This is a genomic window from Paenibacillus eucommiae (genome assembly GCF_017874215.1).
GTDB classification, from domain to species: domain Bacteria; phylum Bacillota; class Bacilli; order Paenibacillales; family NBRC-103111; genus Paenibacillus_AI; species Paenibacillus_AI eucommiae.
Map to the genome: position 1 here is coordinate 13,063 of NZ_JAGGLB010000054.1, position 25,252 is coordinate 38,314.

The window sequence follows — 25,252 nt, forward strand, 5'->3', positions numbered from 1 at the left end:
GATCCATCATACACGGTGAGAGGCTTGAGAACCTATCGATTTACCTTTCACATTTACTGAGAAAGCTTACATTTTTGTCACCAAGTCCGCCAGAATTAGCTTCAATTCATCTGAAATATACTTTTACCAGTGAAACAGATCGTGACCTTCGTTCCACTGCCTTCTGTGGATTCGATGGATAATTCATGGCCTAGCCGCTGACACACCTCATTCGCCAAAAACAACCCCATTCCGGTGGATTCCTTTGTTTTCCTGCCATTTTCTCCTGTAAAAAAAGGATCAAAAACACGCAGCAAATCCTGCTCTGGGATACCGATTCCTTCATCTGCAAGGGTTAGCCTCGTTTCCACCGGACCTTGAGTTACCTGTATGTGCAGCCTCTTCGTTCCTTCCCGCAACTTTGAATACTTGATGGCATTGGATACAACCTGATTGACCACAAAAATCATCCATTTCTCATCCGTTTCTACCTCGGCCTCATCCCCTGTCAAGGAAGGATAAATATGGGCGCGTATAAGTGAAGTTTTGTATCCATTGATTACAGTTCGCAGCAGCTTGTTCAAATGAACGCGACCAAGGTGCAAGTCATGCTCAAATTGTCCCAATCTCGCCTCATAGAGAACCATCTCCAGATTGTGGGCGATACGCTCATTTTCTTCTCGAATACTGCTCAGCTTTTTCTGTGGATCCTCTTTGGAAGGGACTGTCTCTTCCTGGGTTAGCAAGTCTATAACGGACACCGGCGTTTTCATCTGATGCACCCATTGCGTTGTAAAAATCTGCCTTCTCTCTTCCAACCCCCTGTATTGTTCAAGAAGCTCCATATATTTGGCATACTGAATGGCCATAGCCTGTGTTAAGAGCTGTTGATCCCGTGTAATTCCCGGTGCAAGACCGACAAAAGCGTCCATAGCATGCTCTTTCGAATCTATTAAAGCTTCAATCGAGCGGTGAAAGGCAGCCTGCCGCAGGTAATCGATAACAAGCGGGGCAAGTGCAAAAATGATCGTTAGTATAAATAAGTAGGCAATGCTGCTTTCCCGGTAACTCCCAGTTTGAGATGAAATACCTAAGACAGCGATGGTGACGATACAGATCGAGCAGACCAAAAAGGAGAGCAGATACATGATCCGATCCCTCACAAAATGACCAAATAGAAAAACAGATTTTTTCAGCTTCATAGTCCCCATAGGTTTCATAGGCTTCATTTAGAACCACCACCGCTCCAAGATATATGAAGCCGGTATCCCTGCCCTCTTACGGTTTCCACAGCATCATAAATATTTAATTGCTCAAGCTTTTTCCGCAGCCTGGTTACATTTACGGTGAGGGTGTTATCATCGACAAACTGTGTATCGTCCCAAAGAGCTTCCAGTAAGTTTTCCCTGGAGACAATCGCCCCAGCTGTCCTCGCCAGCGCGTCATACAGCATGCATTCCTTGTGGGTCAATTCGACCTGAGAATCATTCCAGCTTAACGTATTTCGCGTACGATCCAGAATCAGCCCGGCAGTTTCCAGCGTATCCCTATTCTCTGCAGGCACTGCATATTCGCCATAGGCTCTGCGCAGTGCACTTTTTATCTTGGCCAGAACGACCTCCAGGTAGAAAGGCTTCGTAATATAATCATCCCCGCCATTCTCAATCGCCATAACCTGATCCATCTCCCCCGTCCTGGCTGAAATGAAAATAATCGGAACATTGGACACTGTGCGAATTTGCCTGCACCAATAAAAGCCGTCATAGCTCGGCAAATTAATATCCAACAGCAGCAGATCCGGCTGGCGCTCCAGAAACTGTTCTTTTATATGTGTAAACTGCTGAACACAGAACGCTTCATAGCCATACCTTTGAGCGTAATTTTTGAGAATCTCAGCAATCTTATCGTCATCTTCCACGATCATAATGCGATACACCAACAAATATCTCCCCTTTTGCTTCATAACATAAAACCGCAGTCCATCTATTATACAATAGTAGAAGGAAATACGGTTTATCCATTATACTAACATTAGCCATACAACAAAAGGAGAACTGTAGTGGAAACTTACTATAAAGAAATTTTGACCTCAGAAAATGAGATTAGAGAGCTGTTAGGAAATCCCAGCGAAGTAGTCCGGCTTAAAGCCATAGCTGCATTAGACCAGCATTGCCGGAATTTCATCGCCCAGTCCTCTTTATTATTTGTATCTACAGCTGATCGGCAAGGTAATTGTGACGTTTCTCCCCGGGGAGATTCACCTGGTTCTGTTTTAGTGCTGGACGATAAACATCTGGTTATTCCAGAGCGACCTGGAAATCGCCGGATTGACTCCTTAAGAAATATAGTGTCCAATCCACACATTGGATTAATATTCATCATTCCGGGGCTCGAAGAAACATTGAGAATCAATGGGCGGGCTTATGTCATTAAGGATGAGGACATTTTGAACCAGATGAAAGCGAGGGAAAAAACACCTTTGCTCGCCATAGGCGTGACAATCGAGGAATGTTATATTCACTGTGCTAAAGCTTTTAAAAGGTCTCACCTGTGGGATCAACCATCCTGGTTAAGCAAAAGTGATCTGCCCTCAATACCTGAGATTTTATCAACTCATGTCAATTCAAGTGATTTCAGCGTAGACGTTATCAAAAAAGGCTTACAAGAAAGCTATGAGAAGAGACTTTATTGAGAAAAAGCGCCTTGCGGCGTCCTTTGAGGAGCGTGTTCGTGACGCTCGTGCTAGGGGAGGGAATGGCTGTGGGCTCCAGCCGCTGTTAAAGATTTGTTCCCTGAATGGAATCGATGAGGTGGTAGGAACAAATCTTTAAAGGCGGATGCTATCGCTCTTCCTCCCACAGCCATTCCCTCTCTTTAGCTGCATTCGCACGAATCGCACGAATACCAAGTTCAAACGGACTACCAGCAAGGTTTTTTCTCTTGATTAGAGGGGGTTTCCTAGCAAGTGCAGACGCTGGGGATGAAGAGCCCGCGCTGCTGAGAAGGACCTGATGCTTTAACGATGTTTTTCATCGTTAAAGGCACTAGGTCCTCACCACAACCTTACTTTAACGATGAAAAACATCGTAAAGTGAAGCACACGCTCATTTCGGGAGAGGCGGGCTCTGTCTTATTAAAGATCATCATCTAGAAGATAATCGTCATCTGAGGAATTTTTAAACTCTATTGGGCCAACGTCCATTTTGAAGGAGCCATCTTTGTAAAGAAGGGGGCTGCGTTCTTCTCCATCACGCGAATACTTTTCCACGTGACTCACCTTCATTTCATTGCTTCCGGTAAAGTCAATGTGGGCAATAGCCACCCAATAAGCAAAATCGTTCTTTTCATGGAGAAAAGTGCTGACAACCTGTCCTTGATGATTATCAACAACTGCCCGAACTTTCATCGATTTGAAGCTGCCTGTGCCATTGCTGATGGCACTATATGCAGCAAATAAGACAAATTGCAATTCTTTAGGACGATGGATAACTATAGTTTCGGTTCCATGCTCGAGGGCATCACCATCCAATTGGATGTACGGCGTGCTGTGCGGGGAGCCAAGATTCCCATAGTAAATTTTCCCGACCTCAAAATCATTTGTTACATAGAAACAGTACAGATCCAAGTCTTTATTTGTTTCCCATACAAGAGTGGCCGTTACTTTCTCAGACTTAACAATATTGATGCTGCCTTTTTTCTTGAGTTCTACTTTTAATAATTGGGTTGGAGAGGAAGGTTCGGGAGGCGTCTTTGGAGTAACCTCATCAACCTCATTCACAGCTGCCGTTTCCGCTTGCGCTTCAGCCTCCGTCACTTCAAGGCCAAAGTTTTTCACAAGAGCGGCGAGTCCTCCGTTGAACCCGCTGCCAACCGCATTAAACTTCCATTCTCCTTTATATATATACATCTCGCCGACTACAATGGCTGTTTCTTTCTGGAGACCTTCAATGAAGTTGAACCGGCCAATCTCCTCATCGCTCCCAGAATCATAGATCCTGCAAAGGGCATCTTGTACCTGCGCGAACGCTTGCCCTTTCGTTTCTCCTTCGTGAATGGTAACTGTAACGGCGATCTTCTCAATATCTTGGGGTACCTTACCAAATGAGATACGAATAAGCTCCCGATCGCTACCTGCCTTTTCGGAATGAACGACGGCTCCTTGCCGGCTTGTCTGCTGGTTATAAAAGATAAAGTCCTCGTCTTTCATACAAATCCCGTTTGAATTCAATAGGAAAGCTGAGACATTAATGTCGATACCCGGATCTATGTTGTGCCAAGTCAGACCGATTGAGATATCTTTAATACTCTTCCCTTTTGTAATGTCGATTTTTTGCCCTTTTAAGATAATCATTGCAATCACTCCAGGTCTAGGTTGGATTACCACTGTTTGTGTGACTGAGTATAGCATATATTGGGAATAAGAGAAACGCCTTGCGGGACTGTTGACAAATTACCTTATTGACGAAATTGACGTTTGAGAACCCGCATAAACACTGGGTATCTAAAAGGCATTTTTCGTAAAATTGGCTTTTGTCAACAGTCCCTTGCGGCGTCCTTTGATGTGCGTGTTCGTGACTTGGATGCGTTGCGGAGGGAATGGCTGTGGGCTCCAGCCGCTGTTAAAGATTTGTTCCCTGAATGGAATGGATGAGGAGGTAGGAACAAATCTTTAAAGGCGGACGCTTCCGCTCTTCCTCCCACAGCCATTCCCTCTTCCTGATATATTTGCCAAATAAGTTATTTGGCCGTTTTTTCTACCCAAGTAATCGTCGCCTCAATGTTATCAGCTTCTGGATCATTTTTTGCTGCGACCATTGAGAATGTACTTTCATCAAGTGTTCCAGAAGCCATAATAAAGTCATCCCCCATCATATCCGTAGTCTCTAAATAACCTTTATCTTTCAAATAATCAGAATACAACGTGTGGAGCTCATCCATCTTCGTTTCAACAGAGAACACAATGATAATCGTGGTATTGCCTTCACTATTGCTCTTAATAGAGCTTGTCACTTTTGCTTTGTCGGGCAAAGGAATGTGCTTAGGCAAATCGTCTGGAACTTTCCCGCTTTCGGAGAACTCCGACGTGCTGCTGTTGCCATCCTTGTCCTTGCTTTCTATTTTCACATTTTTGTTATCATCACTTGATTTAATGGTCGCTTCCCCGTCTTCACTCTTAATGGAAACTTCCTCTCCATCTTTAGACACCTTCGCAGTACCATCCTCTGTAACGATTGTTGCCGAATTTCCACAAGCTGACACGAATACCATACACACAATAAATAAACACATGCTTGCATAACTTTTGAGCTTCTTCATCAGTTCACCCTATCTAATTTTTTTGTATCCCGCCACTCTATTACCCAATACTTTAAAACTTGAAACAGATTTTTTCAAGATAATTTCAAGTGGTGTGATTTGCATGCCGATACGTAGGAACCTCCTTCCCCTCAGGGTTATCATTCATTTCAATGATTCCTATGGGAAACCATTTCTTTTTATGACTTATAACCTTACATTTTTTATACATAAAAAACGCTCAACACCTTGATATAGCTACGGTCCAAGACCCCTTGGAGATAGAAAATTTCGCTGCAAAGCTTCAAGTGGCATTAGCTTCTTTCATACTTTCTTAGGTGCACATTCAAGCAAAAATAAGCGCGCACCCAAAGATGCGCACTACATTTTATACAACTGGAAACGTCCACCTTTGAACTAAACCACCGCAACAGTCCGTCTCCAATCCTCCCATCGACAACGGCACGTACTTATTCCAGCTCTTTCCTTAGGAATTCTAAAGTTTTTGACTCAACATAGTACGTTAAATCTACACTTGCTGTGTTAATGACTTCTATTAATTCTTCGTCAAATATAATAAATTTTACTTTATTAATTGATATATCCCAAAAAACAGTGCCACTAGGATCTGATTTCCTTTCAAGTCTATAGGAGGCTCTTTTGCTCTGTGTTCTTTGAAGGACACTAATAATTATGTCATGGAATAATTCTAGCTGGCTTTCTCTTTTTTTCTCTTTTTCCTGAATTCGATCCAATAACTCCCTTACATCTTGCTCAAAATCCATGATGACCCCTCCTATTATTTGGTAAGTCCACTATTATATCAAACTCGTAGAAAATGTCAAAACACACGTAAGGAAGACGTCCATTGACGAAGCTCTTAGATGTAGACGCTCAGTACAGCAGCGATATCGAACGTTTATCAAAAAATGCGCGCGGCAAAGCAATATTTGACGGAATACACTTGGAAATATACGAACGCGCTCGCGGAAACTACACGCCGGTTTAGATGGATAAAACAATTATATGCAAATGACATCTTGATAAAAATGGTTTTATTATCCATAATATTAAATGAGATACACCTCAAAATGAGCATGTTTATCCTAATACGTTCAAAAGGAGTGATGATGTTTGAAAACGAACATAAACAATAGGATGCCTGTGAGAGGTCATTATTTGTAATATAAAAGCACCTCTCTATAGGCTTGGGAGGCAAACAGGAAATGATGTCCTTAATCAACATGGTACGGGGTTTAGAAAATGACTCTCCTGCCAAAAAATTGATTCATTACTGGATTCATGATGCAGATACGTTAACATTCTGGAGAGCCAGCAGTAATTTTGTTTATTTGTTTCAGATGCATGGCAAGCCGCACTTTTTAAGATTTATTCATGAAAAAGATCATTCCATTGAACACATTCAAGCTGAGCTTGATTTTATGTGGTTTCTAATGGATAAGGGTTATCCTGCTGCAGCTCTTGTTCCCTCCAGAAACGGAAAATGGATTGAAACAGTTACAACTGAGAACGGAAATTATCACGGAGTCGTTTTCGAGCAGGCGAAAGGAGTTCATATACCACTTCATCAAATGTCAGACCTTCATTATTCTCATTGGGGACAGTCGCTTGCAGCCCTTCATCACTTATCCGAATCGTATAGACCTATAGCAGCCAATGCAGCTTCTCCAAAAAGTTGGAAAGACGCTCTTGATTTTGTATTTTCCGTTTTACAGAGCCATCCTCAGGAAATTGAGGCACTACAAGAGTGCGTACGATTGAAAAGCTTGCTTTCTGAACTCCCCTCAGGTGCCGGGCAGACGGGTCTCATACACTATGATTTTCAGCCGGACAATCTCTTCTACATGAAAGAGGCGTCACGATATAGTGTCATCGATTTTGATGATTCCATGTATCATTGGTTGATGATGGACATCACCTCGGCTTTATCTGATCTGATCGAGCAAAATGATGCAGAAGCCCAAAAGAATATCGAGTGTTTTATTAGCGGATATAAATCCGTAAAACATCTGGATATTAAGTACGTCGAATTGATGCCCCTATTTCAGAGATTTTCAGACCTTTATACATTTGCACGACTGCTTCGCAGTATGCAGAACATGGATATCCCTGATCTTCCTGAATGGGTCATTCAACTTCAGCATAAATTGCTCAGAAAATGCGATCAGATTCGCGCTGGCTTTCAGCCACTTATTGTGTTACGGAAAATTACAGCAAACGACTGGTTCGCCTCCACCCAACTGGAGGTTACCAATGAACAAAAAGCCTTTTTTCCAGTCCCTATAGTGTATTGGCTGGCTGAGTCCGCGTATTGTAATTTCATACCTCTCGCTATATATGCGGAAGAAGAACAGATAGGATTTGCCGTATACGCAGTCGATCCAGGCGACGGGAACTATTGGATCATGGCTTTTATGATTGACAAAAACTTTCAGAGTAAAGGCTTCGGTAGAATCGCTATGAATGCGTTGATTCGATATATAAAAACGGAACATAACTGCAACAAAATCCTTCTAGGACATCGGCCTGAGAATGAACGTGCTGCGAACTTATACACTTCACTAGGATTTATGGAAATCAAGCGGAATGACAGTGAAGTTATACGGCAATTGTTTACTTAGAAAGCGAGGATAAATCTTGAGATACCCTTTACGTCATGTTGTACTTATCATTGTTTTGATAGGTTTGTTGTCGTTCCTTGCAGCGTGTAAGAATGGTAACGAAAATAAAGAATTTTCTCAAATAAGAAAGGGTTTTGCCGAAAGTAGCAATGAGCTTAACAAGGAGCAAGGTATTATTCTTACGGGTTTTGCTAGTAACCTTGAAGAGAAATTATTTAAACTGGGCATACAGTTTGACCACAACAAAATAACCATTGAACAATTGAAAAAAATTGTGGATTCTTACCTCGATTATGCCACAACGTTTACTCAAGAGAAAGATTATAAAAAGCTATTATTACCCTATAATTTTCAAATTGAAGAATTGGGTGACGGAGAAAATCTTTCTATAATTGCCGAAAAGGCCGCTGGTTCTAGCGAGTTTATATGGAAGGAAACTAAGTGAAATTAAAGGATGTGCAAGCCGAAAGCTTCCAGCATTTCAGCAATCGGCCTGCACATTTTATAAGGAATCTACTTTGTATTCGAGGGATTCAACACTTCTAACTGGTGCGCCTCCAACCAGGTACGAATATTGAAAAACAACTTGTCTGGATAAGCAAAATTATATGTATTAGCTACTCCCCATGACAAACGACTGAATAATTCAAAAGAAATACATAGTGCTTTCCAACTGTTTTTTTGATCATAATCCCCAAATGACTGTTTCATATTGGTAACTACATCTATATCAGCCCATTCATCGATAAACTTGCCCGCATGCCATGTATCATAATCAGGTCCGTGTAAGGCTTTTGCATGCAACTCTACCATCAGTAACAACAACTGTTTACAATCTTTATCCCTTTGGTTAGCTACCCACATTTCATTACGCAAAATTTGTTTAGCCACATAGAGGCAGGCAAAACCAAACATGTTAACAACCTGCAAATAAGCACTTTCGGTTATACGATTATTTTCAGAAGCCTTTGCTGTTTTTATCGTTTGAGGTAATATTTTTTCTCCTATTCCCGTCTTATCAAGAAGAATCTTGGCACCTAGCTGAAAGCCTTGAGGAGTCTCGCCGCATTTGATTAAATTATCAAAATTAGAAACAGGATGAAATAAAAAGTCAACCTCTGCCCCTTGATCAAAGAGAACGAGCCTTTCTGGGTCCCCGCCAGCTGTATTATACATAAAGCTTGTCCAGACCTTGCCGATACTTAGCAACCATTCGTCGTTTTGAAGATAGTAATCCGGATTAGTTGAAAAGACAACAATATCCAAATCAGAAAATTCATCAAACGGTTTATCTACTCTCGCTCTTGATCCAACCATGTAAATCGCTATGATCTCCTCATTCAAATTGCCCCAGTTCACTATACGCTCTTGGAGCACCTCATACACATCATTCATCAATTTACCCTCTCCCCCCAGTCACTTCTTAACATTCCATAAACCACATGGTCAATGTAGTGATCATAGATCCATTCGGCTTGGCGAATACAGCCTTCTTGCGTGAACCTCAATTTTTCAGGAATCGCCCTGCTTTTAACATTTTCAACGCCACATCTAATTTCAACTCTGTTAAGACCTAAATGATGGAAAGCATAATCGACCATTTTCTCACATGCTTTTGTCATAATTCCGTGACCTTGATAGTTCTCTCCCAACCAATAGCCGATACTTGTTTTTTTATTTACCCAATCAATTGCATGATATCCAATACAACCAGCGATTTCTCCTTTGAACCAAATACCCGCATTGAAACCATCATGATTAGCATGCTGATTCTGACAAAATTGGATAAAAGACTTCGTATGATCCACATTCAGAGTGAAATCAACCCAAGGAAGCCATTCGCGAAGATAATTTCTCGACCTGTCTGTTAAAGCAAATAACTCATTAGCATCTTCTGTTTCGAGCAGCTTGAGCATGTTGTTATCGTCAATTTTCAATTGCATATTCAATGAGCGGAGTGCCCGTCTCCAGCAATGTTTTTAAATTCGACAATACAGCAGGCCATCCGTTGCCGACGAAATGGAAGGTATGTGGAGCATGCTCAAATTGGTCATGTGTTACCGTAAGCGAGCAAACATCTGGCATATCTGCGCTCTCTATAATTTCATAAGTAATGCGCGAAGGCTCATCTACAGCTGTTTCAGGAACGGATAGCAGCTTCCATGTATAAGAAAGTCTTTTAGGCGGATCCAATGCCACAAGCTTACCCACAGCAGTTATGCAGCCTTCATCATCTACAAACGTAACATCATTTCCTAACTTCCAATCAGAAACAACCCGGGATTGATACAAAAATTTCCTTGTCATCTCAGGATCAGTAAGCGCTCGCCACAAACGTTCTGGACTTGTTCTAATCCATATTTGAGCCGCTTCGTATAGCAAATCAAGGAGAAGCCTTCTGCTAGGATCAGCTAATGCTTTAAACACATTGTTTTTCTGATCGACATTAATCATAACTTCCCCTTTCAAACCATGCTTCATTTGAGCTCTAGCCGCTCCATCACTACCTCGCCACGCGGCGATATTTGATATCCGGTCCCCAGACTAATTGTGAGTCCGATATTTTTAAGCTTACGGACATTCAGCTTAAACTTTTCCGTTTCCCATTCAATTGCAGAAGCAAGCTCCGTAGATCTCAAACCAGGATATTGCTTTATGATACACATAAATTTAGCTGTCCATGGGCCATGGGGACTGGCCTTATCCAATCGTTCAAGCTTACCTCGCACTTCAACAAATTCTTGTTCAGTCAATTCATTCCTTTCCCGCAGTTCTTCACGGGGATCAGCCCCTATATGTACCAATACAATTCTATATATATTTCCATCATTGCTAAAAGAATTGATCTCTTTCAACAGCCCCTCACGCGTAGAAAACCCTGCTTGCTTGATATCCTCATCCGATATTTCCCAATCATGAATAGCTTCAATTGATACGATTTCAAGAACGCCTATTGTTGTGTGAAGACGACTACCACTATTGACACGGGCACTTTTCCAACGACGAAAAGCAAGCGAAATCTCACCCTTCGCAATGCCATCTAGAATATGGTTTTTGAAAAGCATACATTCATGATCCCCTCACTCATTTTTTGGAAATCCAAGCTGAGAAAGATGCCACCTGGACTTGCTACCCATTTCTCCGTTTATCATGTTCTTCTTCAATTAGCTGAATAAATTCACTCGTACTATTAAAAGTCCTGTCAGGCTTGACATCAAATACAGATGATTGGAACGTTGATAGCCACTGAACTGCAAACGTCTGAACTCCTGCTGCCTTTCCAGCCAAAATATCAGCATTGCTATCACCAAGAAACACAGTTTTATCTGCTTTAATCCCAAAATAATCTATTGCTTTGAGTACACCTTCTGGATGCGGCTTCGGATGCACGACATCATTCCCCGTAACAACATAATCGAAATAGGACGTTAAGTTTAAAGCTTCTGCTGAAATTTGATAGGCTCGGGTACTTTTTCCGGTAATTACGCCGATTTTCATTCCCCGCTCTTTCAGAAACTGCAATAAAACAATGATAGCATTGATTTCAATGGTTTGATTGTGACCCTGACTGTACATCTCATAATATTCTTGAACAGCGCGACGAACCGCTTCTTTATTGGAGAAATTATTCAAGATAATCTCATCTTCCGTCGGGCCAAACATAGCTACAAGCTCGTCACTTGTAACATCTTGATCATCGTACTTTTTAAAAACTGTTTTAAATGCAGAAAAAGATGCAGGTAATGTATCTGCCAGTGTTCCATCAAAGTCGAAAAGCACAAGTTCAGTGGGCATAGTTCATCTCCTAAGTTGTGGTTGTATCCAGATTTTATTTAAATGCTCCCAAACTTGATCAAAAGAATCCGTTCTGCACCAAACCATTTCAAGCGCATGTGAAAGATCTGCGACTTGTTTATAAGTTAAGCCTAAATCATTAACAACCTGAACATCATGCAGCGTATCCATAAAGGAATAATACCCACTGCCAGAGGAGGCGGAGAAAGCATCCGGAGGAAATTCGGTCGACTCGGCTATTTGCTGCAGTGCAGGAATCGTCGTGCTGTTCGCCTTAATAAATGCCTGAATCGGTTCTGAAATCAAGTATTCGAGGAAATACCTGGCTTCATCAACATGGCGGCATTCCCTGCTAATCCCCACATTCGTCGAGATTGCCAATGATTTGTCGAGCGTTCCGCCAGGAAATTTGCATATTCCCCACTCAAAAGAGTTCTTCATAAATGACTCACTGAAATAATACGTTGACATAATCATCCCAACTTTTCCCCTTTGAAACAATTGCTCACTTAAAGCAGAGTTCCGAAAAAGAAACGGAGTGACCTTATGCTTATAAATCAGATCAAGAATGAATTGAATGCCGGCGTTCCCTTCTTTCAGTGGAGGAAAAGCCAAGTCGTCTTGGACGAAACAGCCTCCTTCCTGCAAGAAGAACAGCGGCCAACGATAAAAAGAAGGGGAGAAGGCAAAGCCATACTGTGCATTAGATTCACTTTCCCGCTCCGTCAACTTGGAGGCTGCATCCAAAAAATCACTCCAGGTCCAGCAGTTGTTAGGATAATCAAGACCTGCCCGGTCAAAAATCTCTTTGTTAAATACAAGCATAACAGGTGAAAATGTAATCGGAACCGCAAATAAAGCTTCATTCTTCATATTCGATTTCCACAAGAAACGGTAAACCTCTTCCTTTGTACCCATATCAAGATCAGTAAGAGGTGTAAGGATCGACTCCATCTGCTCCGAGTTCAGCTCATGCAGAAAACGATTTGTTAAACTGATTAAGTCAGGTGTCTGCTCGTGCAGATTGATGTTTCTATAACTGGCATAGATGCTTGGTGTAATCGAATGAGTAAAGGTGATTAAGCGGATCTGAATATGTCTGTGCTCTTTATTAAACCTCTCAACGATCATTTGTATCACCGGGAATTCGTTAGAGGGTAAGTACCAAAAAAGATTAAGTAGGATAACATTAAGCTCCAAATGTAAGGTTTTGAGAATGACACTGCCTTTGCCAGGAATAGTCTGAATAAGACCCTCCATGGCTAGCTCCGCTATAGCTTTACGAACGGTTGGCCGGCTGAGCCCATAGTGTTGTGAAATCTTGTTCTCGGATGGTATGAAATCACCTTCCTTGAGCTCGCCACTTATAATTCTCAGCTTGATCTCGTTTAAGAATTTGGCATACTTTTTAGAGCCTGCTCTCACAACGTGGGCCTCCTATGACTATTCCTGATTAAGCAGCGTACAGCTAATCATGTAAAAATAATCATATCATAAACGGATATTTATGAAAAACGTTCCTTTATCCCCTGGGAGAGAACGCTTGGGCTGTCTGTTTGAAAATTGTTGTTCATATAGTTATATGCTGATAGAGGGAGTCTGCTCTGGGATGGAAAGCGGTAGCGGCCGCATTTAAAGATGTGTTCCTACGTCCTAGGATTCATTCAGGGGAACACATATTTAACAGCGGTGGAATCCCAGAGTAGACTCTCTCCCAATGCACGACGTCATGAACACAAACTTCAAAGGACGCCACAAGGGCGTCCTCCTCATCTATTGGCTCACAACAACAACAGTCATCACATCACTAGAAGTACTTCCCGCATAATTGACCAGCTCAGCCCGATACTCATAGGTACCCGGCTCTTTGTTTAACATACTCGTAACAGCAGATTGAGAGGAAGGGGTTTGCCCGGTAAGTGTTTGGGTATCCACTAAAACTCCGTTTTCATATAAGTGATATGTGTCCCCATTCGTACCCCACCACAAATTCATACTCACCTGAAAGCTGCCATCTCCATCCCAATTATCATGGGAAATAACTGGTTTGTCTGGTGCTGCTCTGGTTACCTCTACCACATGAGTATTGCTCTTGGTTATTCCATAAGCATTGATAAGCTCTCCATAGTAACGATAAGTACCGTTCATCTTGCCACTAAGCTGAGTTGCCGCTGTTTGTGCAGCTGGCGCCGCATCTGCAACGATCTGAGTATCGATCAATACGTCGTTCTCGTAAAGCTTATAAAGGCTGCCATTATTTCCGTACCACATGTTCATTGTTATCGTGTAATTGCCATCTTTTATCCCATCTGCATGACCATGATCATCGCTAAGAATAGGACTGCCCGGCTTAGCCGTACTGCTGGACAAAATGTTAGACACACTTGCTATTACTGTGCCCACATTACCAGCGGCGTCGGCAAATTCAAAGGTGAAGCTGCCATTATAATAAAATGTATAAGTGTTAAGCCCCCCATTGTTCGTAATCGTGACAGGTTCGTCAGATAAGATCGTTGCCACTACAGCCTGGTTAGTTGGTATATCTGTACTATATGTCACCACTACTGATGGTGCAGACTTATCAATATTACTTACGGTGTAGTGAGTTACGTTAGTCGAGACTTGCCCGGCTGCATTTCTTCCTCTGGCATATACGGTACTGTTCTCAGGCACGACGACCGGAGCCGAGTACAAAGTCCATTCCCCGTCTTCTCCGAGCTTGAATTCTTTCCATATCGTATCCTCCGGATAGCTGATCGTAATAATAACATCGGTGTTAGTTAATTCCGTTTTATTCGCAACCAAGCTTGCTTCCTGCAAACCGGGCTCAGGCTCATAAGCAGCACTATACGATAGAGGGATTCGGAAAGCTGCATCAGGCGCTATATCGTACACATACCCTTGGGTGAAATCAGCTGCATTAAGGTAAGAGCGGATAAGCGTAATATCTCCGAGCTCCAGACGATACTCATGCTCTCCTGCTAGTGAAACTCCCTTGATCTCATAAGCAGCATTCCTGATCTTGTCATTGTCCACATAAATCATGCGACCGACCAATGCTTCCGGCTGGAGACCTCGAAGATTCAGCTTCACATTGATCTCATTATGAAGAGACATCTCACGTGTAAAATCAATAACAGTACCCTCCAAGCTGCCAAATGCCTTATCTATAACCGGTGCCTGCAGGAGTCCAATCAGAGTTCCATCATTTACATATGCGGATTCATAATTTCCATTCCTTTCAGAGTATACGCCAAAAAATCCTTTAAATTGCAAGTAATCGCCAATGGTATACACCATATCCGGGTGAAGCGAGTACATAATATAATCCGTTCTTCCGTTTATCAGCTTTACTTTGACTGCTTGAACCGTATCATCAGTAACAAGAGTCTGGCCATTCTTGACAGAAACGCGTTCAATAGACTCAATAAAACGTTCGTTCTGATACGGTTCGATTACAGAGGTGAAGGTCGACTTTAAGTTCACACCATTCCTTTGAGCAAGCATATAACGCACAGAATCAGGACTCTTAGCGTTCATCTGCGGCGGTTGACCGCTGGCCAATGCGACTTCGTCGACCGGATTCAGCATAGTAAGGCGAAGATGTACGTTGGGATCCTCAGGATGAACCCCCCATGTATCCTTCACCTTCCAGTCAATGCTGAACGGTGCTTGCGGCATGGGGGCACGATCTACATCAAATAAATAATGAAAGCCACTTCCCTTATACCCGCTGCCTGATCCGCTTCCCGGCTCCTTCTGTCCGTAGGGAATACTGGCGCCTGCATAAGTGCCTACGTAATTGCCGCTTCCATCCTTTTGCGGAACAACCTGCAGTCCCTCTGTTGATACCGCAGCATCTGGTCCATGAAAGCTGAATGTATGATTGCTGCCGCCTTCTACACGGAAAAAATCAACCGCATAGGAATTCTTGCTATCAACCTTTATAAGTGATGTAGTCCTTCGATACAAATCAATATCCGAATAGGCTTGTGGCGCTTCAACATCGAACAGCTTTATATCTCCATTGCCTTCAAAATGCTCCGGTATTCCAACAATAGAATTGTCCTGCTTCGCTTTGTTTACCACGACTGTATTGTGCGCTACTGTATTCTCTGTCCATTCCACCCGCTTTGGATCGCTTCCCGTTACATCCGGATAACCGAGGTCTGGAGCCAGATCCATCCCATAGGCATGAAGGCCCAAGTTAAGCGTATCCTTATGTCCATGCCCGCCGTTCCTGCCGAAATACATCCACAAATCCCGCTGAGTATCGGGTTCTGCATTCTCCTGCAGTACTCTTTCTTCCTCACTGACTAGAGCGAGCTTCTTAAACGCCGCAAAATAACCTGTAGCACCTGGATGCTGTCCCTCGTATTCAAAGGAAAGCGTGTGTTTGCCTGCATCCAGCCAAAGTGTCGCCAAAGTAGAATAACTGCTAGGGGCTGAACCTCCATAGAAATCATAATTCCCCATTGAAACGCCATCAATGGCATATTGATAGGAACCATAGCTTGCCGCCTTATTGGGTAAAAAATCAATATCATATTCATTCGCGACTGCCACATCGAACTCAAACGTAATAGCTGCCCCCGCCCCATCCGTGTTTTGAAAGAGCAAAGCATTATAGGCTGGCAAATATTTAGTCCCGCGATTAGCAGATACAATCTTCATATCCTTGAAATCATAGATCGTCCCACTCGCATCAAAAGCAGGCTTTCCATCACGAAGCGCAGTGAAACCGAAACCGCTCATCATCGTGCTACCCAGCTGCAGTGGTCCTTGATTCAAAATAATTGCAGCAATATCGCTGCTTATCTGATCGGGCTCGGGCAGAAATATACTACCGTGCAGCCCACTTACTGTATTTCCGTTTTTCAGATAAATGAGCTGGGCTTGCAAGGGATTTCCCCACCGTTCAAACGCCAGGATATCGTGATGGATATCTCCGACTACCCCGGGAGCGCCCAATATGCCGGAATCACCGAAGGAGGGGGTATATTTGCCCAGCATGACCAGCTGATAATAGGCGGAGAACATCTTTTGAAACTTCACATTTTGATACATATCGTACTCGGGATAACGTTGATAGCCATCTAAAATCTCAGCCGTTTCCAGGAAGGTATCGAGCCATATGGCGTTATATCCTGGCGCCGCTTCATTCCCCATTCCATCCCGATCCACTTCATCAACCAGCAGACGCTGCAAATCACCGCCTGTTACCTGAAATTGCCGGCCATACGGCCTGTCAGGATCACTCACTTTAATGAGCTCCCCAGTCTGAAAGACATAGTCCAGCCAAGCTTTGGATGTGTTCTCCTCATCGAGAACGACAGCTGCTAGTGCCAAGGTACTTTGATGCATCCCCATATTCCCACGGATTTGCGAACCCTTCATAGCCGGATAAACGAGCCTGACGATATTGTCTTCCATGTTCTTGCGGATCGCAGACACGGAATTTTTAGGGTTTGCCATATGGTAGTACTCAGCTTTATCGGACAAAAACGAAACCAAGCGATTTTCTAGGCTAACCATCTCTGGAAAAAAGGCATCATAGGCAAAGATCAGACTTTTGGCTAAATTCGTTTCCCAAATATCATTTACAGCCTTACCTTGACCCGTATGAACACCTGGATCTCCATTATCAAATCCTTTAGCCCACGGATAGGTTGTCACATCAAGATCAGGATACACATCTGCTACACGGTCAAGCAAAATAAGACCTTTATACGCATATTCAGGATCGCCAGTAAACAAGTAGGCATCCCTTAAGCTGTTCAGGGCATTCATAATAAAACCGTTGTACCAAATTCCCCAGTGGTTATAGTAGGCAATAAAGGTCCATATATCGTCACTATCCTCCGACCAGCCCCAACCATCATCGATACCCCAAGTAGATGAAGGGTCTTCCGCGTTAGATAAGAACTGTGAACCGTTCTGCAGAGCAAGCTCATAATTGAACGCACCATATTCGTCAATACCGCTTTGATAGAAAGCTGCATAATCATTTGTCGGAAAAAGGCGGCCCGTTACAGGACTTTTCAGCTTCCAAGGCTGATTGATCACGTCAATCTTCCAGGGGTAATTGCCATAATTCGTAATCGTCGCATCAGCAGGATCAGGGCTCGGCTTTTGTCTTAAGTTGTACCGGGTGGCAATGCCAAGGCTGCGAGAAACGCTTTGCGGTGTAATCATATTCCAAATCTTGTTGTCATCAAGGGCCAGATAGGGGGCTGCATTCGATACAGCTGCATCTCTTTGCGAACGCGCCCACTCGTACCGGTCGATATTGTTCTGTATATTTGCCTTCTTTGCCTCTGTATAATAGGTGCTTTTGGTTTTGCTGCTGATGATTTCACCACTGAAATCATCAGCACGAAGCGTAACTATTGAAGTTTTTGTAATACCATCAGAAGTTACCTTTACTTTAATTTCACTGCTGCCACTAGCTAATACCTGAAAGTTTCCGTTAGAGGAATCTATCGAGATAACGCCTGGAGCCATACTTTCATAAGTTACATGGGTTACAGTGGAACGGTCGAGCAGCGATCCGTCAGTCCTGGTACCATACCAATGAATGCTGCCGGTGTCCCCAATCTGGTACAACGTTTTGGAGGTATTAATAACGAGATGATCGTAGACTGAAAGCTCTGGAGGAGTCGGTGGTGCAATACCGAAAGCAGCAGCATCAAAGTATGCGGTGCCTGTATTTTTGCTGGATAAATATAAGAGGAGAGTCGCAGTAACTGCATTAGGCGGAGCTTGCTGACGGATTTGAATCGGCTGCCACACATGAAGAACATCATTGGTTTTCGTACTGACAGGAGTAATCCGCTTATTCGATTGATCCCAAAATTCCAAATATAATTCCGAAGCTTTGCTCAAATTGTAAGACATCACGCTTGCCTCATAGAAGACACCTGGTGTAATTGGAATCTTGGCGCTTCGCAAGCCTGCACCCGCGCCGATTAGCGGATCATTCGTTATCTTTACGCTCCTATTCCCTTCATGCACCAACTCCGTTGCGGGTACGACTTCCGATTGGGGAGTCAGTTTCACCCATTTATCCGGCAGTTGATTCATAACATACTCGAAGCCTCCATTTGACAGCAGAGGAGCCTCTCCGAAGAGGGCTTCGTCGAAATAAGCGGTGCCTTTGTTCAAGCTGCTCTGATACAACAGCAAGGTAGCATAGCTAGCGTTGACAGGAGCTTGTTGTTTAACTTCATTTCTCACCCATGCTCCTCTGGCAGCAATCAGATTCTTACCTACAGGATTAATGCGTTGATTGGATTGATCCCAGAATTCCAGATACAGCTCAGAGCTGGCATCCACATTATAGGTCATCACCGACGCTTCATACACAGTTCCCGGAGTTACAGGTATTTTCGAGCTTCGCAGTCCCGCAGAAGAAGTAAGATTCGTCATTTTGACACTATAGGATCCTGCATACGTTTGTTCCGTTGATCTTGCATAAAGCTGATTATTATCATAAATGATCCAATCGGCAGGCTTTCCATTTGCAGCTGCTTCTTCAAACCCGTTGTTTTTGGGCAATTGGTTTTCCTCGAGCAAGTTAACAACCTCCGCATAAGCAGATGGATAAGGTACATGTAAGGATTGAAGCACAAGCAAACAAATCAGCATCACACATAATCTCCTGAATATCTTTGTACATGCGACCAAAATGAACAGCTCCTTTAATAGAATAGTGTTTTCAAACATGGTAGTAAGCGGTTACAAATTTTGCAGATCAAGTTCTAATATCAAGCTGAACCTCCTTTTCCATTATTTACATGTATAATTTACATGATAGAAAAATTTGTGTCAACAACATCTTTTGAACAATAAATAAGTGCTAATATTACCAACGAAAGTTAAAATAGTACTATAGGATTGGGCGAAAATATTAGGTATACTAGGTCCGAAAGCGATTACAAAATAATTCCAAGGGGATGACTGAATGAAGAAAGTAAGGTTTGGAATAAGGTTTGGCTTGTTATGCTCGCTTGCCCTGATACTATTGATTACTTCGTGTACCTCTGGTAAATCCGGGAATGATAGTTCCCCCACTCCAATGAGCACTGCAGAGGTGAAGCAAACAGGAACAACAGAATCAAAGAAAGAAAAGCTAAGCTTGAAATGGTTTGTCAATGGTTCCAATAATTCCAACTTGCCCGCGAAAGACAAGGACTTTGTAAAAAAGAAAATCGAAGAAAAGTTCAACGTCAATCTGGAAATTGAACATATGGAGATTGGTGCTGACTTCACAACCAAACTGAATTTGAAAATGGCCGGACGGGATATGCCCGATATGTTTATGGCAGACGGCGCAGCCTCGAACACCTACATTAAAGATGGCTTGGCTTTAGACCTGAAGGGAATCGTTACACCGGAAAAAATGCCGAATTACTTTAAGTATTGGGTTTCCGAGGGCGAACTGCAGCGCTATGCTGTACAAGGCAAGTTTATGCGCGCTCCTGTGCCGTTCGCTAAACAGCAGTACAACTCCTACTATATTCGTAAAGACTGGCTCGACAATTTAAATGCCAAAGGGATTCAAGTGAAAATTCCCGAAACCTATGACGAAATGGTTGAAGTCATGAAAGCATTTACCTTTAATGATCCAGACAATAACGGTACAAATGATACCACTGGGCTCACTCTCTTTGGTAATGGTACAATGCTCTACCTCTCCTGGCCTGAATATTTAAAGCATGGACTTTATGGGCTTGGACTAAAGAATGATCAATTAGTCGATGCATATTCCGATTTGAAAGTACAGCAAGTCATCGAAGATGTCCGCAAAGTGATTGATCTTAAAATTGTCGATGAAGATTGGTTTCTGCAAAAATCAGGCGAAGAATTAAATAAAGCGGCTCAAGGAAAAGCGGGAATTTTCTTTTCTGCAGCCAAAACCGCCGCATTGGATAACGAACCGAGCAGTGTTCAATTCAAAACGAAAGAAATCTATAAAGCTGCCGGAAAACAACTAGAAGCAGACAAAATAGATTGGCAGCCCTTCCATCCTTTCGGTAAAACCGGCGTAGCTACAGAAGCTTTGCCTGGAGCACCATTTATGTTCGGCAAGGATACACCCTTGGAAAAAGTCGAAAGATCCATTGAAATCCTCGACTGGTTGGCAAGTGAAGAAGGATTTCTGCTCGTTCGCTATGGAGAAGAAGGCACTCATTATACAAGAAGCGGGACAACCATCACAATAAATGCCGATGCCTACAAGACTGATATCATCGATCAGGGAGACTTCTTAAACGTGTATCAATTTTTCTCCATGGCAGATGAGCCGCAAGTATTTGGCTTAGATGTCATTCGCCCTAACGAAACGGATCGTGATCGAACCATTCTTGAGCATATTAAAACATATAAATACTTTCCCTCTATTGGAACGAACGTGGCGCCGCCAGATGGTTACAATCTCGCTGATTTTCGCAACCAGCTGTATGCGACTCAAGTGAAAGTACTATTTGAAGAGAAGGATGCCTCTAACTGGCCGAAGTATCGGGAAGAATTGATGGAGAAGTACGGCGGACGTGCGGTATTTGAAGCCTACGCCGAGCAAATGTCCAAAGCCCATGGCCGTACCATTACGTTCAGAGATAAGTAAAGATAAGTAATAAATCGCTGCTTTAAGACATTGCTGCCATAACGATCAGGGAAAGCATGAACACCTTCTTTCCCCTGATCGTCATACATCTATGAAAAGGAGACCTATCGGATGGAAATGGAAATTGCCTTACCACAGCAGCCGAAAAAGACGAGTCGCCGATTGAATTGGAAATCCATGTATCGAGCCCGCTGGTTTTACATTATGATGGTCCCCGGCTTGGCTTACTATTTAATTTTCTCCTATTTGCCAATGGGTGGACTGGTCATTGCATTTAAAGAATATAGCTTGTTAAAAGGAGTTTGGGACAGCCCCTGGGTTGGCTTCGATAACTTCAGAACTATATTCTCTTCCCCTGACTTTTTTAATATATTAAAGAACACTTTGTTAATCAGCTTTTACCGTATTATTTTCGGCATGTTTCCCGATGTATTGCTGGCACTTATGTTGAACGAAATCCGGGTAGGCTGGTTTAAGCGCTTCGTCCAAACGATTACATACGGTCCGCATTTTTTATCATGGGTCATCGTGTTTGGGATCGTCTACGCCTTTTTGACACCAGGTTCCGGGTTACTATCCCAATTGTACAAAAGTATGGGCTGGGGATCTGTCAGCTTAATGACGGATCAAAACTTTTTCCGCCCCCTGCTCATCATTAGCGATTTATGGAAAAGCACCGGTTTCGGCGCTATCATTTATTTGGCTGCATTAGGTTCCATTAACAGTGAGCTCTATGAAGCCGCAGTCGTAGATGGAGCCAGCCGATGGCGACAAATATGGCATATCACCTTACCAGGCATCCGGGATGTATTTTTGCTTTTGCTTATTTTGCGGATTGGTCATATTCTGGACGCCGGGTTCGAGCAAGTGTTTATCTTTTTGAACGCCCGTGTCAATGAAGTTGGAGATATTATTGATACATGGGTGTATCGAAGAGGACTCGAGCAGCTCGAATTCAGTATCTCAGCAGCGACTGGCTTTTTTAAATCGATCGTCGGATTCATCCTGGTACTGGGAGCCAACCATATTTCCAAAAGATTTGGCGGGTCCGGTATTTGGTAAGAATAAGCTTGCAACAAGTCAGGAGGCTGGATAGATGTCATTTGTCATACAAAAAACAATAGCAGACCGCGTGGTGGATGCTTTATTATATATAATTCTAGGTCTATTTGCGCTCGCCTGTTTATTTCCGATTTATTACGTCTTTATTATGTCGATTACCCCCTTCTCAGAAGTATTAAGTCGTGGCGGGTTTGTTATTTTACCAAAATCGATCACATTTGACGCCTATAAAGAAATCTTCTCCAGTGCCCGAATTCCGCAGGCGTTAAAAGTAACTGTATTCGTTACGGTCGTTGGAACAGCGTTAAATTTAATAACAACCATTTTACTAGCCTATCCGCTTTCCAAAAAATTCGTTCCCGGACGCAATCACATTTTGCTTGCAATTGTTTTTACCATGCTCTTTAACGGAGGCTTAATCCCTACTTATCTTGTTGTTAGAGGTGTGGGGTTGACCAATACGGTCTGGGCGCTCATCATCCCCGGTCTCGTTTCGGCCTTTAATATGCTAATTGTAAAAACTTATTTTCAAAACCTGCCTGACGAAATCGAGGATGCTGCCCGAGTGGATGGCTGTGGAGACTTCCAGACGATGTTCCGTATCGTGCTTCCACTCTCCATGCCGATCATTGCTACCATTGGACTCTTTTATGCGGTCGGCCATTGGAATGCTTTCTTCGGGGCGATTATGTATATTAGTGATAAATCACTGTACCCCATTCAACTGGTCCTGCGAAATATGATTCAGAATCCCAATGTGAGTCAAGAACTGCAATTGATGAACTCGCAAGTCATGCAACAGCTGCCACCGGAAACCATCAAGATGGCAACCGTTGTGGTGGCGATTCTGCCCATTTTGGCTGTCTACCCATTTTTACAACGGTATTTTGTTAAAGGTATGATCATGGGGGCTATAAAAGGGTAAAACATGAAAAAGGATTTCAAGACCTTCTAATCGAATGTGTAACTTAAACAATTTCTGGTTTGGAGGTCTAGAGGTCTATATGAAACCTTTCTTTAATTGGTGTATAAACAAATGGATCGAGTCCATCCAGCTGCGCTTAACGATTTATTTCCTGCTAATTCTGGCTCCTCTTGTTTCCATTAGCTTGTATGCTAATTATGAATCCAAATCTATCCTGGAACGGCATGTGAATGAACGGATTCAAAATGCAATGTCAGGAACTATGGAATATGTTGACCTTACAGTTCTCAATGTAGAGGAATTATCCATGATTGTCGCCACGGACGATAATATCAACCAGCAATTATCTTTGCTGGATACGAAGACATTTCCCGAGGCTAACTTCTACTTCAGCAAGGTATTGGCCAGCATTTCGAATGTGAACACTATTAATCCATTACTTGCTCAAATATCGATTCTTCATGCATCTTCCGGCGTGCTGCTTTCCACCCGATTCGGAGGCAAACAAATCGACAATTTCGAGGAGCAGCCCTGGTATCTGGAAACAAAAAATAAGAAGAAGGGAACGAGCATCTGGTTGATACCGCAAAACGATCAGCCGGATTTCGATGTTGCGGTTGGTCCCATCTTTAGTAAGGATAGCATTACGCTGCTCCGTCAAATGGACTATTTCACACCAAATCCCCAAAACCTGATTATGTTTACCATCAACAAGCAAAAGCTGCTGCAAATGATTGGAAACTTAACAAGATCCGATAAAGAACATATTTATTTATATACAGAGGAAGGACAGCTGGTCGTTTCCAACTCTGAGCATCCAATGCCAGTTCCGCTGGAAGCCTACGATGAGGCGAAGGATCATGTCGTGCAAACTGAACTGGATCAGAATCATGAGTTTATCCTGACGCGGGTTACCTCCCATGAAACCGGGTGGTCGCTTGTACTTGTTCAACCCGTTCAAGAAATTTATCATTTGTCCAATAATTTACGACAATTTACTTATTATATTATTGTTATCAGTATTGTATTGGCTACTATTATTTCTTGGGTTGTGTATCGGGGGATCGCCGCTCCCTTATCCTCATTAGCTTATGGGATGAAGCATGTAAGACAAGGCAATTTAAATACTCGTTTGCCTATTGATCGCAAAGATGATTTTGGCAACTTGACCCGTTCCTTTAATGATATGGTCCAGGAGCAGCAGCATTTGATCCAAAATAACTACGAGCAGCAGCTGCTGATGGCAAAAACAGAATTGCAATTGCTGCAATCACAAATTAATCCGCATTTTTTATATAACACCTTGGACTCTATCTATTGGAAAGCTGAAAACTATGATGCCAAAGAAATTAGTGAGATGGTGCTGAATCTCTCCAAGTTTTTCCGGACAAGTCTCAGTAAGGGAAAGGAAGTATTTACTGTCCAGGAAACCATGGAGCATTTGGGTTATTATTTGCGAGTACAGCAGCTGCGGTATGGAGATCATTTCAATGTTAAGTTTCAAGTGGCGGAAGACTGCCGGCAAATTCCACTTCTTAAGCTTCTGCTGCAGCCCATAGTAGAAAATGCAATCCTGCACGGACTAGAGAAAAATGTGGATGGAGGTGAATTAATAATCACTTCCGGGTGCGAGGACGGGATTCTAAAGCTGGTCGTCCAAGATGACGGCAAAGGAATGAAGGCAGACAGGCTTCAGTTTATTCTCCAACAATTAGATAAAGTAACTTATGCTGATTATAAAGGTGGCTCCAGACAAGACCAAGACCGCAATGAACTCTTCGGATTAAAAAATGTAAAGGCACGATTAAAGCTTTTTTACAAAAATCAGGCCGATCTAACTATTGAAAGTACCCTGGATGTTGGAACAATAGTCACGATTTCGATTCCGCTTCATAGTTATCACGAACTTGCACTCGATTAGAAAGAAGG

At 42.8% G+C, this 25,252-nt stretch carries 20 protein-coding genes; 8 read left to right on the forward strand and 12 right to left on the reverse strand.

The genetic code is table 11. The features are described from left to right. Positions 1-101 precede the first annotated feature (101 nt). Together J2Z66_RS40020 and J2Z66_RS40025 are read right to left on the reverse strand one after the other, a co-directional pair. Positions 102-1,208, reverse strand: a complete 1,107-nt coding sequence (locus tag J2Z66_RS40020) for a sensor histidine kinase (RefSeq protein WP_209979315.1) — start codon at positions 1,206-1,208, stop codon at positions 102-104. After that, positions 1,205-1,915 carry a response regulator transcription factor gene (locus J2Z66_RS40025; protein WP_209979317.1) on the reverse strand — a complete coding sequence of 237 codons (711 nt, stop codon included), beginning with the start codon at positions 1,913-1,915 and terminating at the stop codon, positions 1,205-1,207. The genes J2Z66_RS40020 and J2Z66_RS40025 overlap by 4 nt, the downstream gene beginning before the upstream one ends. 123 nt (positions 1,916-2,038) lie before the next feature. Here J2Z66_RS40025 and J2Z66_RS40030 point away from each other — a divergent pair, with 123 nt between their 5' ends. Beyond that, complete coding sequence (locus J2Z66_RS40030; RefSeq protein ID WP_209979319.1) at positions 2,039-2,671, forward strand: pyridoxamine 5'-phosphate oxidase family protein; 633 nt, start codon at positions 2,039-2,041, stop codon at positions 2,669-2,671. A 441-nt stretch (positions 2,672-3,112) separates the two neighbouring features. On the opposite strand, the gene J2Z66_RS40035 is transcribed toward J2Z66_RS40030, so the two are convergent. From J2Z66_RS40035 to J2Z66_RS40045, 3 genes are all read right to left on the reverse strand, one after another. Continuing rightward, the gene (locus J2Z66_RS40035) at positions 3,113-4,330 is read right to left on the reverse strand and encodes a TerD family protein (RefSeq protein ID WP_209979321.1); all 1,218 of its coding nucleotides are present in this window, start codon (positions 4,328-4,330) and stop codon (positions 3,113-3,115) included. 386 nt (positions 4,331-4,716) lie between these two features. After that, a complete protein-coding gene (locus J2Z66_RS40040; protein ID WP_209979322.1) occupies positions 4,717-5,295 on the reverse strand; it encodes a hypothetical protein in 579 nt (192 codons plus the stop codon). Between the two features lie 449 nt (positions 5,296-5,744). Next, positions 5,745-6,059, reverse strand: a complete 315-nt coding sequence (locus J2Z66_RS40045) for a hypothetical protein (protein ID WP_209979324.1) — start codon at positions 6,057-6,059, stop codon at positions 5,745-5,747. An 83-nt stretch (positions 6,060-6,142) separates the two neighbouring features. On the opposite strand from J2Z66_RS40045, the gene J2Z66_RS40050 reads away from it, so the two are divergent. The 3 genes from J2Z66_RS40050 (at position 6,143) to J2Z66_RS40060 (ending at position 8,361) form a co-directional block, all read left to right on the forward strand. Then, positions 6,143-6,283: a hypothetical protein gene (locus J2Z66_RS40050; RefSeq protein ID WP_209979326.1), complete on the forward strand. Its 141-nt coding sequence runs from the start codon at positions 6,143-6,145 to the stop codon at positions 6,281-6,283. A gap of 217 nt (positions 6,284-6,500) precedes the next feature. Continuing rightward, the gene (locus J2Z66_RS40055) at positions 6,501-7,916 is read left to right on the forward strand and encodes a GNAT family N-acetyltransferase (RefSeq protein ID WP_209979328.1); all 1,416 of its coding nucleotides are present in this window, start codon (positions 6,501-6,503) and stop codon (positions 7,914-7,916) included. Between the two features lie 16 nt (positions 7,917-7,932). Then, positions 7,933-8,361: a hypothetical protein gene (locus J2Z66_RS40060; protein ID WP_209979330.1), complete on the forward strand. Its 429-nt coding sequence runs from the start codon at positions 7,933-7,935 to the stop codon at positions 8,359-8,361. A gap of 68 nt (positions 8,362-8,429) precedes the next feature. On the opposite strand, the gene J2Z66_RS40065 is transcribed toward J2Z66_RS40060, so the two are convergent. The 7 genes from J2Z66_RS40065 to J2Z66_RS40095 form a co-directional block, all read right to left on the reverse strand. Continuing rightward, a complete protein-coding gene (locus J2Z66_RS40065; RefSeq protein ID WP_209979333.1) occupies positions 8,430-9,311 on the reverse strand; it encodes an aminoglycoside 6-adenylyltransferase in 882 nt (293 codons plus the stop codon). Then, positions 9,311-9,859 (reverse strand): GNAT family N-acetyltransferase, encoded by a 549-nt coding sequence (locus J2Z66_RS40070; protein WP_209979372.1) that lies wholly within the window; start codon positions 9,857-9,859, stop codon positions 9,311-9,313. Before J2Z66_RS40070 ends, J2Z66_RS40065 begins: the two co-directional genes overlap by 1 nt. Continuing rightward, positions 9,843-10,397, reverse strand: a complete 555-nt coding sequence (locus tag J2Z66_RS40075) for an SRPBCC family protein (protein WP_209979334.1) — start codon at positions 10,395-10,397, stop codon at positions 9,843-9,845. Before J2Z66_RS40075 ends, J2Z66_RS40070 begins: the two co-directional genes overlap by 17 nt. Next, positions 10,394-10,981 carry an ASCH domain-containing protein gene (locus tag J2Z66_RS40080; protein ID WP_209979336.1) on the reverse strand — a complete coding sequence of 196 codons (588 nt, stop codon included), beginning with the start codon at positions 10,979-10,981 and terminating at the stop codon, positions 10,394-10,396. The genes J2Z66_RS40075 and J2Z66_RS40080 overlap by 4 nt, the downstream gene beginning before the upstream one ends. A 64-nt stretch (positions 10,982-11,045) precedes the next feature. Then, entirely contained in the window at positions 11,046-11,711 is a 666-nt protein-coding gene (locus J2Z66_RS40085; RefSeq protein ID WP_209979338.1) for an HAD family hydrolase, read from the reverse strand. A gap of 3 nt (positions 11,712-11,714) precedes the next feature. After that, positions 11,715-13,136 (reverse strand): extracellular solute-binding protein, encoded by a 1,422-nt coding sequence (locus J2Z66_RS40090; RefSeq protein WP_209979339.1) that lies wholly within the window; start codon positions 13,134-13,136, stop codon positions 11,715-11,717. A gap of 348 nt (positions 13,137-13,484) precedes the next feature. Continuing rightward, entirely contained in the window at positions 13,485-19,358 is a 5,874-nt protein-coding gene (locus J2Z66_RS40095) for a chitinase N-terminal domain-containing protein (protein WP_209979341.1), read from the reverse strand. Between the two features lie 316 nt (positions 19,359-19,674). Between J2Z66_RS40095 and J2Z66_RS40100 the strand changes: the two genes are divergently transcribed. From J2Z66_RS40100 to J2Z66_RS40115, 4 genes are all read left to right on the forward strand, one after another. Continuing rightward, positions 19,675-21,336, forward strand: a complete 1,662-nt coding sequence (locus J2Z66_RS40100; RefSeq protein ID WP_209979343.1) for a type 2 periplasmic-binding domain-containing protein — start codon at positions 19,675-19,677, stop codon at positions 21,334-21,336. Positions 21,337-21,447: 111 nt separating this feature from the next. Then, positions 21,448-22,398, forward strand: a complete 951-nt coding sequence (locus tag J2Z66_RS40105) for an ABC transporter permease (RefSeq protein ID WP_209979345.1) — start codon at positions 21,448-21,450, stop codon at positions 22,396-22,398. 34 nt (positions 22,399-22,432) lie between these two features. Continuing rightward, a complete protein-coding gene (locus J2Z66_RS40110) occupies positions 22,433-23,323 on the forward strand; it encodes a carbohydrate ABC transporter permease (RefSeq protein ID WP_209979348.1) in 891 nt (296 codons plus the stop codon). A gap of 79 nt (positions 23,324-23,402) precedes the next feature. Then, a complete protein-coding gene (locus J2Z66_RS40115; RefSeq protein WP_209979350.1) occupies positions 23,403-25,244 on the forward strand; it encodes a sensor histidine kinase in 1,842 nt (613 codons plus the stop codon). Positions 25,245-25,252: the final 8 nt, after the last annotated feature.